The following is a 13205-nucleotide window of genomic DNA, read 5'->3' as shown; positions in this document are numbered from 1 at the left end:
GGGGAGAGGGATGAGAAGAAGGCGCCGTTTGGCGCCTGGGGGGATTTAGCCCTGAACTTTGGCGCGCAGCGCCTGTTTTTCCTGCTCGCTGAGGAAGGCCAGCTTCAGGCCATTTTCCTGCGCGGTGCGGATTTCTTCCGGCGTTAGCCCGGCCTGCGGCGCGGCGACGCGGTATTCATGCTCGATCTCGATGCCCTGAACCGCCGGATCGTCGGTGTTGATCGACGCCAGCACGCCGTGGCGCAGGAAGGTGGCCAGCGGATGCTGCGCCAGCGACGGCACGGTGCTGGTCTGGATGTTGGAGGTCAGGCAGGATTCGATACCGATGCCGTGTTCCGCCAGGAAGTCCATCAGCGCCGGGTCTTCGACCGCTTTCACCCCGTGGCCGATACGTTCGGCGCCCAGCTCGCGGATCGCCTGCCAGATGCTTTCCGGGCCGGCGGCTTCGCCCGCGTGCACGGTGATGCGCAGGCCGGCGTCGCGGGCGCGGTTGAAGTGGCTGAGGAACAGGCTGCCGGGGAAGCCCAGCTCATCGCCCGCCAAATCCAGCGCGGTAATGCCGTCGCGGTGCGCCAGTAATCCTTCCAGTTCCTGCAGACAGGCGGCCTCGCCGAAGGTGCGGCTCATGATGCCGATCAGGCGAATGTCGATGTCACGATCGCGGCAGCCCGAGCGGATCCCGTCGATCACCGCTTCCACCACGCCGGCGACCGGCAGTTGATGCTTCATCGCCATGTAGTAAGGGGAGAAACGCAGCTCGGCATAGTGCAGGCCGGCGTTGGCGGCGTCCTCGACGTTTTCGTATGCCACCCGGCGGCAGGCGTCCAGATCGCCCAGCACCGCCACGCCCCAGTCCAGTTTCTGCAGGAAGCTGACCAGATCCGGTTCGGCATGGGTGATCTGCACGTGCGGGCGCAGGCTCTCCAAATCGTTGGCCGGCAGGGAGAGATTGAACTGGCGGCCGAGGTCGAGAATGGTCTGCGCGCGGATGTTGCCGTCGAGATGGCGGTGAATATCGGTAAGCGGTAGGCGGGGATCGATCATGCTGGGCACTCGCTAATTATCGTAGGTAAAGTGCAGAACAGTATAAAAACAAATGGATGAAACTTGCCATCGCGTTGCATAAAAAAGTGACGTGAATCACAAATAATGCGAGATATATCGCATTATCGTCGTGAATCAGGCTTTCAACACGCTGACGCCCGCCTGCTGCAACGGCGCGATCAATGCGTCGTCGGTGGCGCGTTCAACGATGATGGTATGCGCCAGCGTAATGTCACCGATCGCATACTGCGAGGCGGCGTTAAGCTTGGCGGCGGAAGCCAGCACCACGGTTTCCGCCGCGCGGGCCGCCAGCGCCCGCTTGATGTAGGCCTCTTCCAGATCGCCGGTGCTCAGCCCTGCAGTGGGGTGCACGCCGGTCACGCCCATAAAATAGAGATCGGCGCGAATATGCGACATCGCCTCCACCGCGGCGGCGCCGACGCTGACGATCGAATGCTTGTACAGCCGGCCGCCGATCAGGATCACCTCCACCGTGGGGTGATCGACCAGGCCCACGGCGACGCTGGGGCTGTGGGTGACGATGGTGGCGTTCAGGTTGAGCGGCAGCTGCCGGACCAGTTCTGCAGAGGTGGTGCCACCGTCGATAATCACTACCTGGCCGGGGGCGATCAGCGCCGCTGCGGCTTTGGCGATCGCGCGTTTGGCGCCGGATTCCAACTGATTGCGCTCGGCGAAGCTGGCAATGGCAGAGGAAACCGGCAGGGCGCCGCCATGCACCCGCTGCAGCAACCCCTCGGCGTCCAGTTCGCGCAGATCGCGCCGGACAGTATCTTCCGACAACCCAAACATTTCGCTGAGCTGCTTGGCCAACACCTGGCCGTCCTGGACCAGTTTTTCCAGGATGATCTTCTTGCGCTGGATGGTCAACATGGCCATTTTCCTCTCAAATTTGGGTTGCACGAAATTCCTTGATCATACACGAAACTGCACGATAGTATCAATTTCCTTCCTCTGGCGGAGTAAACCGATGATAGCCACCAAAGACAGGGTTCGCATTGTCGAAACCCGGGTGTTGTCCGATGACTGGTACCTGCTGAAAAAAACCACCTTTGATTTTCTGCGGCGCGACGGCGTTTGGCAGCGACAAAGCCGTGAGACCTACGATCGCGGCGATGGCGCGGTGATTTTGCTGTTCAACCGGCAGGCGCAAACGGTGATCCTGACGCGCCAGTTCCGTTTTCCGGTGTTCGTCAACGGCCATGACGGCATGTTGATTGAGACCGCCGCCGGTTTGCTGGACAACGCGTCGCCGGAGGCGCGCATCCGCGCCGAAGCGGAAGAGGAAACCGGCTATTTCGTGCAGAGCGTGGAAAAGGTGTTCGAAGCCTACATGAGCCCAGGCTCGGTTACCGAGAAGCTGCACTTTTTCGTCGGCGAATATCAGGCGGGCGACCGCATCAACGAGGGCGGCGGGGTGGCGGCGGAGGGGGAAGATCTGGAGGTGCTCGAGCTGCCGCTGGCGCAAGCCCTGCAGGCGGTTCGCCAGGGCACGATCGTTGACGCCAAGACCATCATGCTGCTGCAGTTTGTCGCCTTGAACCGGACATTGGAGGAAGAACGATGAAAGCCCAACAAATCTTGATCGCCGGCCCCTATCGCAGCGGCACCGATGGCGATCCGCAGCGTATCGCCGCCAATCTGGCGCGCCTGGAACAGGCGGCGCTGGCGGTTTACCTGCGGGGGCACGTGCCGGTGATCGGCGAGTGGCTGGCGCTGCCGTTGGCGGCGGCGGCGGGTTCCACTCAGGTTGGCGATGCGGTGAGCGAGGCGTTTCTTTACCCGGTGGCGCATCGGCTGATTGCGCAGTGTCAGGCGGTGTATCGCATCGAAGGGGCGTCTGCGGGAGCCGATAACGACGTGCGGTTGGCCAACGAGTGGGGCCTGACGGTCTATCGCCGCCTGGAGGACATTCCGCCTGTTCAGGGGTAATCGAGGGGCGGGCAGAGGCTCGCCCCCTCGCGCTATTGCTCGCCCAGCACCAACCGCAATCCGGCGATCAGCTTGTCCATGCCGGCCTCCAACTTGCTGCGCGGGCAGCCGACGTTGAGGCGCAGGAACCCGCGACCTTCCTCGCCGTAGGTAAAGCCCGGCATGATCGCCACCTTTTCGCGCTCGATCAGCACCTGCTGCAGCGCCCGATCGTCAACGGCCAACGGCCGCAGATCGATCCAGGCCAGGTAGGTGGCCTGCGGCGGGCGCCAGCCCAGCGCCGGAAACGCCTGTTCCAACCGCTCGGCGACGTAGGTCAGATTATCCTGCAGATAGTCGCGCAGGGAATCCAACCAGGGTTCGCCGTGGCGATAGGCGGCCACGTGCGCGGCGACCGCCAGCACCGCCGGCGAGGAGAGGCCGTCGCGGGCTTTGAGCTGCTGGAAGTAGGCTTCGCGGCTGGCGTTGTCGCTGATGAAGCCGTAGGCGCCGGTCAGCGCCGGAATGTTGAAACTCTTGGAGCCGGAGGTCAGCAGGGCCCAGCCGCCGGTTGCCACCTGGCTCCACGGCGTATGGCGGTGTTCCCCCCAGACCATGTCCATGTGGATCTCATCGCTGATGACGCGCACGTCGTGGCGCTCGCACAGTTCGGCCATCTGCTGCAGCTCGTCGCGGCGCCACACTTTGCCGGTGGGGTTATGCGGGCTGCACAGCAGCAGGATCTTGGTCTGCGGCCGCGCCAGCAAGGCCTCAAGGTGCGCCATGTCGCAGCGCCAGTCGTCGCCGGCTTTTTGCAGCGGGCAGGCCAACAGCTGGCGCTGGTTGGCGAGGATCACCTTGTAGAAGGCGTCGTAGGCCGGAGTATGGGTCACCACGTAGTCGCCCGGTACGGACCATTGGCGGATCAGCTGCGCCGCCATGTAGATAACGGAAGGGCCGTACACCGCCGTTGCGGTGTCGATGGCGGCGTTGAAACGTTGCTGATACCAGTGGCGCAGCGCCCCGAGAAAATCCTCGTGCTGCCAGCGGCTGTAGCCCAGCACGCCGTGCTGCAGGCGCTGCTGCAACGCCTCGAGAATGCACGGCGCGGTGGCGAAATCCATATCGGAGATGGTGAACGGCAGCAGATCGGCGCTGCCGAAGCGATCGGCGATATAGTCCCACTGGGTGCACCAGGTGCCGTGGCGGTCGATCGGGGTGGCGAAATCAAACATGGGTGGCTCCCTGCAGCGCCGCGGCAGGTTGCGCCGTGGCTATCAGTGAGTCTAATTCATCCTTCACCGATTGCACCTGTGGGCCGATCACCACCTGCAGATTATGCTCGTTGAGATGCACTACGCCGATGGCGCGGTTGGCCTTCAGCGCCGCGTCGTCCACCCGGCTCATGTCGTTGACCGACAGGCGCAGGCGGGTGATGCAGTTGTCCAGCGTGATGATGTTGTCCGGGCCGCCGAGCGCCGCCAAAATCGCCGGCACGTTGTAGCCGGATTTGCCCACCGCACCGGCCGGCGCGCTCTGGCTGACGGCGCTGTCGCTTTCGCGGCCCGGCGTTTTGATGTTAAAGCGCTGGATGGCGAAGCGGAAAATGGCGTAATAGCCGACAAACCAGACGGCGGCCACCACCGGCACCAGATACCACTTGGTGGCGGTGCCGTGCAGAATGCCGAACACCACGAAGTCGATGATATTGCCGTCGGTATTGCCGATGGTCACGCCCAGCAGCGCCATCACGGTAAAGCCCAACCCGGTGAGCAGCGCGTGGATCAGGTAGAGGAACGGCGCGACGAACAGGAACAGGAACTCGATCGGCTCGGTGGTGCCGCCGACCACGCAGGCCACCACGCCGGAAATCAACAGCCCTTTGATTTTATGGCGGTTCTCAGGTTTAGCGCAGTGATACATCGCCAGCGCCGCGCCCGGCAGCCCGCCGAGGAACGCCGGCATTTTACCCTGCGACAGGAAGCGGGTGGCGCTCTCGGCGAAGCCGGTGGTGGTTGGGCAGGAGAGCTGCGCCTGGAAGATGGTCAGGGCACCGCTGACGCTGTGGCCGCACACCTCCATGGTACCGCCCGCCTCGGTAAAGCGGATTAGCGCCACCAGAATGTGCTGCAGGCCGAACGGCAGCAGCAAGCGTTCGCCGGTGCCGAACAGCATCGGGCCAAAGGCGCCGGCGCTGTTGATCACCCAGCCCAGCCCGGTGATGCCGGCGGCGAACCACGGCCAGATCAGCGGGATCACCAGGCCGCACAGGCCCAGCACCACGGTGGTGACGATCGGTACGAAGCGCGTGCCGCCGAAGAACGCCAGTGCGTCCGGCAGGCGGATGGTGTGGAAGCGTTCATGCAGGCGATAGACGATGATGCCGACGATCACCGCGCCGAGGATACCGGTATCGATCGACTGAATGCCGAGGATGTTCTGGATATTGTTGGCTTTCAGCACCAGCGGATCGCTGGTGGGCAGCACGCCGGCGGCGGTCAGGTAGAAGTTGGTGCCCAGATTCAGCACGGCGAAGCCGACGAAGCCGGAGAAAGCGGCGACGCCTTTGTTCTCACGCGCCATGCCCAGCGGAATGGCGATGGCGAACATCACCGGCAGGAAGCTGAAGGCGAAGGAGCCTACCTTGCTCATCCAGGTAAAGATCAGCTGGAAGATCGGGTGGCCGATAAACGGCATCAGGGTGATCACGTCGCGGCTGCTCAGCGAGCTGCCGATCCCCAGCATGATGCCGCAGAAAGAGAGCAAGGCGACGGGCAACATGAAGGTTTTGCCCAGGCTCTGGAAGAACTCCCAGAGGGTGATTTTGGGTTTGTTGGCTGCTGACATAACCGACTTCTCCTGGCGAAAAGACGAGCAAAAAGGGGACTTCTGATTAGGTAAAAATAAGATAAAACGTTTTACCTAGCAAAAATGCGCCGCCAATCACAAATCTGCCGCCCGGTTTTTGGCGACAATGCGGCAGGCAGTAAAACGTTTTACTGAGCTAACGGATTCGGTATACCCTTGATCATTACGGCGCGGGTTGCCCAGGAACGGGTTCGCAGAGACTATGAGCATCAAAAAAATCACCATCACCGATGTGGCGCAGCAGGCGGGCGTGTCGGTCACCACGGTTTCCCTGGTGTTGAGCGGCAAGGGGCGTATTTCGCCGACCACCGTCGAGAAGGTCAATCAGGCGATAGAGCAGCTGGGTTATGTGCGCAATCGCCAGGCGGCGACGCTGCGCGGCGCGGAGTCCGGAGTGATTGGCCTTATTCTGCGCGACATCTGCGAACCCTTCTATGCCGAAATGACCGCCGGGCTGAGCGAGGCGCTGGAGGCGCACGACAAGCTGCTGTTTTTAACCCAGAGCGGGCGCGATGGCCAAGGCTTGCAGCGGGCGTTTGACGCGCTGCTGGCGCAGGGCGTTGACGGCATCGTGCTGGCGGGCGGCATTCGCGCGGCGGCGGGCCTGAAGGAAAAAGCGGCCGAGCAGAGCGTGCCGCTGGTGTGCGTGGCGCGCTCCAGCGGTCTCGAGGGCGTGGACGTGGTGCGGCCGGACAATATGCAGGCCGCCAAGCTGGCCACCGAATTTTTGATCAAACGCGGCCACAGCCAAATTGCTTACCTCGGCGGCCAGAGCGACTCATTGACGCGCGCCGAGCGGCTGGGCGGATTTTGCGCCACGCTGGTACAGTACGGTCTGCCGTTTCGCAGCGAATGGATCGTCGAGTGTGATTGCCGGCAGCGTGAGGCGGCGGAAGCGGCGGAACAGCTGCTGCGCCACTACCCGAACATTACCGCCATCGTTTGCCACAAGGCGTCGGTCGCGCTCGGCGCCTATTTTGGCCTGACGCGCAGCGGCCGCAGCATCGGCTCGGACGGGGTCGACGCCTACTACGGTCGGCAGGTAGCGCTGATCGGTTTCGGCGACGTGCCGGAGGCCGAGCTGACCGAACCGCCGCTGACCTTCGTCTCCAGCTCGGCGCGGGAAGTGGGGCGCAGCGCCGCTGCGCGCCTGCTGCAGCGTATCGGTGACGCCGACCTGCCGGCGCAGAACGTCATTCTGCCGCCGACGCTGATCCGGCGCGGCTCCGCCTAGTCCCGCCGCTGCTCCTCTTCCGCCTCCCGGCGGATCCAACCGATAAAGGTTTTCATCGCCGGCGTCAGATCCCGCGACTTCAAATGGGTCAGCCAATAGGCGCCGAGCGCGGCCTCGGTGGCAAACGGCCTTTGCAGCGCGCCGGCGGCCAGTTCGCGGCGGAACATGCTGACCGGCGCCAGCGCTACGCCATCGCACTGGATCGCGCCTTCCACCATCAGCCTTGACGAGTCGAACACCGGGCCGTTGATCCGCCACGGCGTCACCTGCGCCGCCGTGAACCAGCGCTCCCATTCATCCTTGCGGTAGGTGCGCATCAGCTGCTCGTGCTGCAGATCCTGCGGCGTGCTCAGGCGCGCGGCGACCGTCGGCGGGCAGAGCACCGTCAGCGGCGCGTCGAACAGCTTAATATTGCAGGTGGCGGGCCAGAGGCCTTCGCCGAAGCGGATGGCGAAATCCATACCGTCGGCCGACAGATTGACCAGATTGTTGTGGGTTAGCACCCGCAGATCGATAAACGGGTGCGCCGTGCGGAACGCCGCCAGCCTCGGCATCAGCCAGCCGACGGCGAAGGTGCCGACCACCGCCACCGTCAGCACCTCGTGGAAATGCCCGCCTTCGAACTGCTGCAGCACCGCCTCAATGCTGTCGAAGGCGTCGCTCAACACCGGCAGCAGCGCCTGACCCTCTTCGGTCAAATCGAGCCCGCGCGGCAGGCGGCGGAACAGCTGGATGCCCAGCTGTTCTTCCAGCATGCGTACCTGCTGGCTGATGGCGGCCTGGGTCACCCGCAGCTCCAGGCCGGCGCGGGTGAAGTTCAGGTGGCGGGCGGAGGATTCGAACGCCCGCAGGGCGTTGAGGGGAAGTCGATTGCGCATTGTCGATAGCCATAAGTTTTTCTTTATGCTGGCTGAAATTATTATCGCTTGTCAACCCGGCGGCAAAATCCGATATTTGGCGCGGCTGCTGAGAGCGTCGCGGCAGCCGTAAAGGAATGACATCATCAATCAGGGAAAGCGCCGTGTATAACGCCAACAAAAACTTTTGGCCGCGGCCGATGCCCTGCAACCTAAGAGCTTCTATCATGACGAAAATGAACCGCCTGGCGGCCGCGCTGATCGCCGCACTGATCCTGCCGACCGCGCACGCCGCGCAGCAGCAGGATATCGACGCCGTTATTCAGCCGCTGATGAAAAAATATGGCGTGCCGGGCATGGCGATCGCCGTGTCGGTCGACGGCAAACAGCAGATTTACCCGTATGGCGTTGCCTCGAAGCAGACCGGCAAACCGATCACCGAGCAGACGCTGTTCGAAGTGGGCTCGCTGAGCAAAACCTTCACCGCGACGCTGGCGGTCTATGCGCAGCAGCAGGGCAAACTGTCGTTTAAAGACCCGGCCAGCCGCTACCTGCCCGAGCTGCGCGGCAGCGCCTTCGACGGCGTCAGCCTGCTGAATCTGGCGACGCATACCTCCGGTTTGCCGCTGTTCGTGCCGGACGACGTAACCGACAACGCCCAACTGATGGCGTACTACCGGGCCTGGCAGCCGAAACACCCGGCGGGCAGCTACCGCGTCTATTCCAACCTCGGCATCGGCATGCTGGGCATGATCGCCGCCAAGAGCCTCGACCAGCCGTTTATCCAGGCGATGGAACAGGGGATGCTGCCGGCGTTGGGCATGAGCCACACCTACGTTCAGGTGCCGGCTGCGCAGATGGCCAACTATGCGCAGGGCTACAGCAAGGACGATAAACCGGTGCGGGTCAATCCCGGCCCGCTGGACGCCGAGTCTTACGGCATCAAGTCCAACGCCCGCGATCTGATTCGCTATCTGGACGCCAACCTGCAGCAGGTGAAGGTGGCGCAGCCGTGGCGCGAGGCGCTGGCCGCCACGCACGTCGGTTATTACAAGGCGGGTGCGTTCACGCAGGATCTGATGTGGGAGAACTACCCGTATCCGGTGAAGCTGTCGCGTTTGGTTGAAGGCAACAACGCCGGGATGATCATGAACGGCACGCCGGCCACCGCCATCACGCCGCCGCAGCCGGAATTGCGCGCCGGCTGGTATAACAAAACCGGCTCTACCGGCGGTTTCTCCACCTACGCGGTGTTTATCCCGGCGAAGAATATCGCCGTGGTGATGTTGGCCAACAAGTGGTTCCCGAATGACGATCGCGTCGAGGCGGCTTACCACATCATCCAGGCGCTGGAGAAGCACTGACGCTCAGGGGCGCCGGCGAGGCGCCCCTACCACCGATGCTGCCGTTCACGCCGCTCGCGCATGAAATCGATAAAGGCGCGCAGCTTGAGCGGCAGATGCCTGCCGGCGGGAAAGTAGATGAAAAATCCCGATGCCTCGCTGGCATACTCCGGCAGCACTTCCACCAGTTGCCCCTGCGCCAGTTCTTGCACCACCGTGCCCTGAAAACGCTGTGCGATACCCAGGCCCGCCAATGCCGCATCCTTGATCAACCGATCCTCGTTAAAGATCAAACTGCCGCTGACGTCCAGCGCGCGTTCATCGTCGCCCAGGCTGAAATACCAGGGCTCCATTTTTCCGCTGCCGGGAAAGCGGTAGCGCAGGCAGTGGTGAGCTGGCAGATCGTCCGGCGTGGCCGGTACGCCGCAGCGCGTCAGATAGTCGGGCGAGGCGACCAGCACCCGGCGCTGGCCGTTGTCGATTGGCACGGCGATCATGTCCTTTTGCAGCATCGCGTGCATGCGAATGCCGGCATCGAAACTGCCCAGCACCAGATCGGAAAAGCGGTCTTCGGTAAACAGCTCAAGCTGTACTTCGGGATAGCGCCGTTGAAATTCCGCCAGATGCGGCATCACCAGCAGCGAAGCGGCCAGTTGCGGCAGCGTGATGCGCAGCAGGCCCGCCGGCTGTGCGCCCAGGGTGCGCACGTCGTCTGCCGCTACGTCGATCTGGCTCATGGCCGGCGAGACCTTCTGATAGAACAACCGGCCCTCGTCGCTGAGGCGCACCGAGCGGCTGGTGCGGTGAAATAAGCGCACCCCCAGCTGATTCTCCAGCGCCTGAATGTTTTGTGACACCGCCGGCGGCGTGACGCCCAGTTGGTTGGCTGCGCGGGTAAAGTTGCCCAGGCGTGCGACGGCTTCGAAATAGGGCAGCAGTTGCAGGAGTGAACTCATCTATTAATAACCTGTGCTTAATGATTCATTAAATTATGCCTTATTTTAATTTATGAAGAACGTTTTAGACTGGTTTTACTTTCCCTCAGCGAGATAAAAATCATGTCGGCAACACAACGGGCGTTAACAGAACGGATCGCGGCGATCGATCAACAGGCGATGGCCGAAGGGCGCATCGTAGGTAGCGTGGTGCTGGTGGCGCGGCAGGGCGAGATTTGTTACGCCGGCGCGGCCGGTTATGCCGATCGCGAAGCGCGGCGGCCGATGCGGCGAGAAACGCAGTTTCGGCTGTCGTCGGTTTCCAAACCCTATACCACGCTGGCGGCGCTGCGCCTGATTGAACGGGGCAAGCTGAGCCTGGACGATGCGGTCAGCGACTGGCTGCCGTGGTTTACCCCGGCGCTGGCGGATGGCCGGCGCCCGACGATCAAGATCCGTCATTTGCTGAGTCATACCGCCGGGCTGGACTATCGGCTGAACCAACCGCCGGCAGGCGTTTACCATCAGTTGGGGATCCAGGACGGCGTGGAGCTGTCGACGCTGACGCTGGAGCAAAACCTGCGGCTGTTGGCGCAGGCACCGTTGCTGTCGCAACCGGGAGAGCGCTTCAATTATTCGCTGGCTATCGACGTGCTTGGCGCGGTGTTGGAGCGGGTGACGGGCATGCCGCTGCCGCAGCTGTTTGTCGAATGGGTGGCGCGGCCGCTGGGGCTCGGCAATACCGCGTTTTATACGACGGACGCCGCGAATCTGGCGACGCCGTATTACAACACGCCGCAAGGGCCGCAGCGCATGCATGAAGGCCTGCGGGTGGCGCTGCCGGAGGAGATGGCGGGGGGCGAGGTGCTGTTTTCACCCGCACGGGCGCTTAACGCGGAGGCTTATCCTTCCGGCGGCGCGGGCATGGTCGGCGATGCCGACGATGTGCTGCAGCTGGTGGAAGCGTTGCGCAGCGGCGGGCAGGGCATCTTGCAGCCGGACACGGTGGCGTTGCTGCGCAGTCCGCATGTGGGGGCGCAGGCGCAAACGCAAGGGCCGGGCTGGGGATTTGGTTTCGGCGGCGCGCTGCTGGTGGACGCAGAAGCGGCGCAGACGCCGCAGCATGTCGGCACGCTGACCTGGGGCGGCGTTTATGGCCACAGCTGGTTCTTTGATCCACAGGCGCAGCTGAGCGTGGTGATACTGACCAACACCGCGTTTGAGGGCATGTGCGGCCGCTATCCGCAGCAGATTCGCGATGCGGTGTATGCGGCGCTGCAGGGGTAAATAAAAAGGGCCCCGCAGGGGGCCCTTGTCAGGCTTTCAGGCGATTACTGCGCCGGTGCCGGAGCGGGTTCCGCTTCCTGCGCCGGTTCAGCGTCTTCCGCCGGGGCGCCCAGCATGGCGAACTGGCCGATGAACTCCTGCAGCGACATCTTGTTGCCGTTCAGGTCAACCTGATTGTCAGCGTAGTGGAACTGGCTCGCGATCACGCCGTCTTTCTGGGTGGTCAGCTTGAACATCTGGCCCATGGCCGCCAGGCCCTGCACTTGCTGCTGCGCCAGTTTCTGCGCGTCTTCCTCATTGTAACCCTGCAACAGAGCGGTCTTCGCGGTCACTTCGGTGGCCATCGCTTCTGGAATGGTCAGGCTGAGATCCAGCTTTTTGACCGCCTGAGCGATCACTTGATCCGGCGACTGTGCCGGGGAGGCGGCCTTGCTCGGATCGGTCATCGCCAGATCCAGCGTGAAGAGGCTCTCACCCTTGCTGTTTTTCCAGCTCAGCGGGGCGATGCTGAGGCTTGGGTTGCCTTTCAGCAGCATCGGCAGGTTCTTTTGCAGCATCTCGGAGGTCTGCTGTTCGTAGACGTCCGGATCCAGGTTCTCGCCCTGCTGCAGCAGCGCCATGGTTTGGCGGTTGTAGCTGTCGGAGAAGTCTTTCAGCGCCTTGCCGTCGACGTTGTCGATTTTCAGCGTCAGTTTACCGGCGCCGAAGTCGTTGCCCTGCACCTTGAGCGCGTCCATGGTGTAATCGATCTGGCCGCCGATGTTGCTGCTGCCTTGCTCGCCGAACTTGCTCACCAGATTGAAACCGTCCAACGCCACGGTGTCTTTACCGTCGATCGTCAGTTTGAACTGTTTCAGGGTCATCGTCTGATCGCCGAGCTTCACGCCGAACTTGCTTTCGTTGCTGTTGCCTTTCAGGTTGAAGCCCTGGAAGGTGATCTGCTCGTTTTGGCCGAATTCGTTCGGGCTGGCGAACACGATAGTGTCGCTATTGGCGTCCAGCGCGAATTTTTTCAGATCGCGGGACACGTCGGCGTCAATGGTGGCGCCGCTGAATTTCAACGAAGATTTATCCTTCTGGTAGTCCAGTGGGATAAAGTCGATGGTGGACGCGGTATCGCCGCTGTACGAGATGCGCGAATCGGCGGTAAACAGCGATTTGCCTTTGGTGGTTTCAAACAGGCCTTTCACCGCCGGGGTGTTTTCCAGCTCGGTATGCACCGACGCCATGCTCGGCAGCAGGTTGAATTTTTTCAGCTGCGCGAACGGGAACGGACCGTGATCGATGGTTTCCAGGAACGCCACTTCTTCACCGGCTTTCAGCGCCGCGTTTTCACTGGTATCCGTGCCGTCGGAACGCAGCACATAACGCACTTTACTGCTGAACAGGCCGCGCTGGTAATTTTCATAGCTCAGCTTGACGCCGGCTTTCGGCAGGTAGGCTTTCAGTTGGCCGTTGGCGTTGTCGACGACTTCGCCCATGTGCTGCTCGATCTGTTTCCCGGTGTACCAGGATGCCCCGGTCCATGCTGCGCCAAGAACGACAATGACGCTGACAGCGACTAACGATTTTTTCATAGCTCTGTTTCATCCTTTTTTCTTATCACCCTCCGTTGCGTGGGAGGGGCAAATAGGGGCCGCCAAAAAACGCCCGCAGGCGTTCAATTGTGGGGGCAGCTCTCGCTTTCAGCAAGCAATTTGCTGAAATT

Annotated in this window: 12 protein-coding genes; 5 read left to right on the top strand and 7 right to left on the bottom strand. The window is 62.4% G+C overall.

The window, feature by feature from the left end; translation table 11 throughout:
• Positions 1–45: 45 nt before the first annotated feature.
• Positions 46–1044, bottom strand: coding sequence for an adenosine deaminase (gene add, locus ACJ8IL_RS06900; RefSeq protein ID WP_060447233.1), 999 nt, complete (start codon positions 1042–1044; stop codon positions 46–48).
• Positions 1045–1179: 135 nt separating this feature from the next.
• On the bottom strand, positions 1180–1935 hold the full coding sequence (locus ACJ8IL_RS06895) for a DeoR/GlpR family DNA-binding transcription regulator (RefSeq protein ID WP_442516442.1): 756 nt from the start codon (positions 1933–1935) through the stop codon (positions 1180–1182).
• 97 nt (positions 1936–2032) lie between these two features.
• Here ACJ8IL_RS06895 and ACJ8IL_RS06890 point away from each other — a divergent pair, with 97 nt between their 5' ends.
• Together ACJ8IL_RS06890 and ACJ8IL_RS06885 are read left to right on the top strand one after the other, a co-directional pair.
• Positions 2033–2629, top strand: coding sequence for an NUDIX domain-containing protein (locus ACJ8IL_RS06890; protein ID WP_442516441.1), 597 nt, complete (start codon positions 2033–2035; stop codon positions 2627–2629).
• Positions 2626–2994: an NUDIX hydrolase gene (locus tag ACJ8IL_RS06885; protein ID WP_442516440.1), complete on the top strand. Its 369-nt coding sequence runs from the start codon at positions 2626–2628 to the stop codon at positions 2992–2994. Before ACJ8IL_RS06890 ends, ACJ8IL_RS06885 begins: the two co-directional genes overlap by 4 nt.
• 32 nt (positions 2995–3026) lie before the next feature.
• Here the strand turns inward: ACJ8IL_RS06885 and ACJ8IL_RS06880 are convergent, their stop codons facing one another.
• A complete protein-coding gene (locus tag ACJ8IL_RS06880) occupies positions 3027–4208 on the bottom strand; it encodes a MalY/PatB family protein (RefSeq protein ID WP_159317967.1) in 1182 nt (393 codons plus the stop codon).
• Positions 4201–5820, bottom strand: a complete 1620-nt coding sequence (gene malX, locus ACJ8IL_RS06875) for a maltose/glucose-specific PTS transporter subunit IIBC (protein WP_049201912.1) — start codon at positions 5818–5820, stop codon at positions 4201–4203. Before malX ends, ACJ8IL_RS06880 begins: the two co-directional genes overlap by 8 nt.
• Positions 5821–6043: 223 nt before the next feature.
• On the opposite strand from malX, the gene ACJ8IL_RS06870 reads away from it, so the two are divergent.
• Positions 6044–7075, top strand: coding sequence for a Mal regulon transcriptional regulator MalI (locus ACJ8IL_RS06870; RefSeq protein ID WP_147823743.1), 1032 nt, complete (start codon positions 6044–6046; stop codon positions 7073–7075).
• Here ACJ8IL_RS06870 and ACJ8IL_RS06865 read toward each other — a convergent pair.
• Positions 7072–7953 carry a LysR family transcriptional regulator gene (locus ACJ8IL_RS06865; RefSeq protein WP_043143290.1) on the bottom strand — a complete coding sequence of 294 codons (882 nt, stop codon included), beginning with the start codon at positions 7951–7953 and terminating at the stop codon, positions 7072–7074. The genes ACJ8IL_RS06870 and ACJ8IL_RS06865 overlap by 4 nt on opposite strands.
• 206 nt (positions 7954–8159) lie before the next feature.
• Between ACJ8IL_RS06865 and blaSRT the strand changes: the two genes are divergently transcribed.
• Positions 8160–9296 (top strand): SRT/SST family class C beta-lactamase, encoded by a 1137-nt coding sequence (gene blaSRT, locus ACJ8IL_RS06860; RefSeq protein WP_025302697.1) that lies wholly within the window; start codon positions 8160–8162, stop codon positions 9294–9296.
• A 26-nt stretch (positions 9297–9322) separates the two neighbouring features.
• Here blaSRT and ACJ8IL_RS06855 read toward each other — a convergent pair whose 3' ends face one another.
• Positions 9323–10231 carry a LysR family transcriptional regulator gene (locus ACJ8IL_RS06855; RefSeq protein WP_025302698.1) on the bottom strand — a complete coding sequence of 303 codons (909 nt, stop codon included), beginning with the start codon at positions 10229–10231 and terminating at the stop codon, positions 9323–9325.
• A gap of 102 nt (positions 10232–10333) precedes the next feature.
• Here ACJ8IL_RS06855 and ACJ8IL_RS06850 point away from each other — a divergent pair, with 102 nt between their 5' ends.
• Entirely contained in the window at positions 10334–11497 is a 1164-nt protein-coding gene (locus tag ACJ8IL_RS06850; RefSeq protein ID WP_049208133.1) for a serine hydrolase domain-containing protein, read from the top strand.
• A gap of 44 nt (positions 11498–11541) precedes the next feature.
• Here the strand turns inward: ACJ8IL_RS06850 and ACJ8IL_RS06845 are convergent, their stop codons facing one another.
• On the bottom strand, positions 11542–13074 hold the full coding sequence (locus tag ACJ8IL_RS06845) for a YdgA family protein (RefSeq protein WP_089195836.1): 1533 nt from the start codon (positions 13072–13074) through the stop codon (positions 11542–11544).
• Between the last annotated feature and the right edge of the window lie 131 nt (positions 13075–13205).

Origin of the sequence: Serratia sp. CY47444 (assembly GCF_052168635.1) — a bacterium.
GTDB classification, from domain to species: Bacteria; Pseudomonadota; Gammaproteobacteria; order Enterobacterales; family Enterobacteriaceae; genus Serratia; species Serratia bockelmannii.
Note: the sequence above shows the minus strand (reverse complement) of the source record. Positions and strands in the feature narration are given on the sequence as shown.

Excerpts from the sequence above, each read along its gene's own strand:
- add (WP_060447233.1), bottom strand. The coding sequence starts at position 1,044 with ATGATCGATCCCCGCCTACCGCTTACCGATATTCACCGCCATCTCGAC.
- ACJ8IL_RS06895 (WP_442516442.1), bottom strand. The coding sequence starts at position 1,935 with ATGTTGACCATCCAGCGCAAGAAGATCATCCTGGAAAAACTGGTCCAG.
- ACJ8IL_RS06890 (WP_442516441.1), top strand. The coding sequence starts at position 2,033 with ATGATAGCCACCAAAGACAGGGTTCGCATTGTCGAAACCCGGGTGTTG.
- ACJ8IL_RS06885 (WP_442516440.1), top strand. The coding sequence starts at position 2,626 with ATGAAAGCCCAACAAATCTTGATCGCCGGCCCCTATCGCAGCGGCACC.
- ACJ8IL_RS06880 (WP_159317967.1), bottom strand. The coding sequence starts at position 4,208 with ATGTTTGATTTCGCCACCCCGATCGACCGCCACGGCACCTGGTGCACC.
- malX (WP_049201912.1), bottom strand. The coding sequence starts at position 5,820 with ATGTCAGCAGCCAACAAACCCAAAATCACCCTCTGGGAGTTCTTCCAG.
- ACJ8IL_RS06870 (WP_147823743.1), top strand. The coding sequence starts at position 6,044 with ATGAGCATCAAAAAAATCACCATCACCGATGTGGCGCAGCAGGCGGGC.
- ACJ8IL_RS06865 (WP_043143290.1), bottom strand. The coding sequence starts at position 7,953 with ATGCGCAATCGACTTCCCCTCAACGCCCTGCGGGCGTTCGAATCCTCC.
- blaSRT (WP_025302697.1), top strand. The coding sequence starts at position 8,160 with ATGACGAAAATGAACCGCCTGGCGGCCGCGCTGATCGCCGCACTGATC.
- ACJ8IL_RS06855 (WP_025302698.1), bottom strand. The coding sequence starts at position 10,231 with ATGAGTTCACTCCTGCAACTGCTGCCCTATTTCGAAGCCGTCGCACGC.
- ACJ8IL_RS06850 (WP_049208133.1), top strand. The coding sequence starts at position 10,334 with ATGTCGGCAACACAACGGGCGTTAACAGAACGGATCGCGGCGATCGAT.
- ACJ8IL_RS06845 (WP_089195836.1), bottom strand. The coding sequence starts at position 13,074 with ATGAAAAAATCGTTAGTCGCTGTCAGCGTCATTGTCGTTCTTGGCGCA.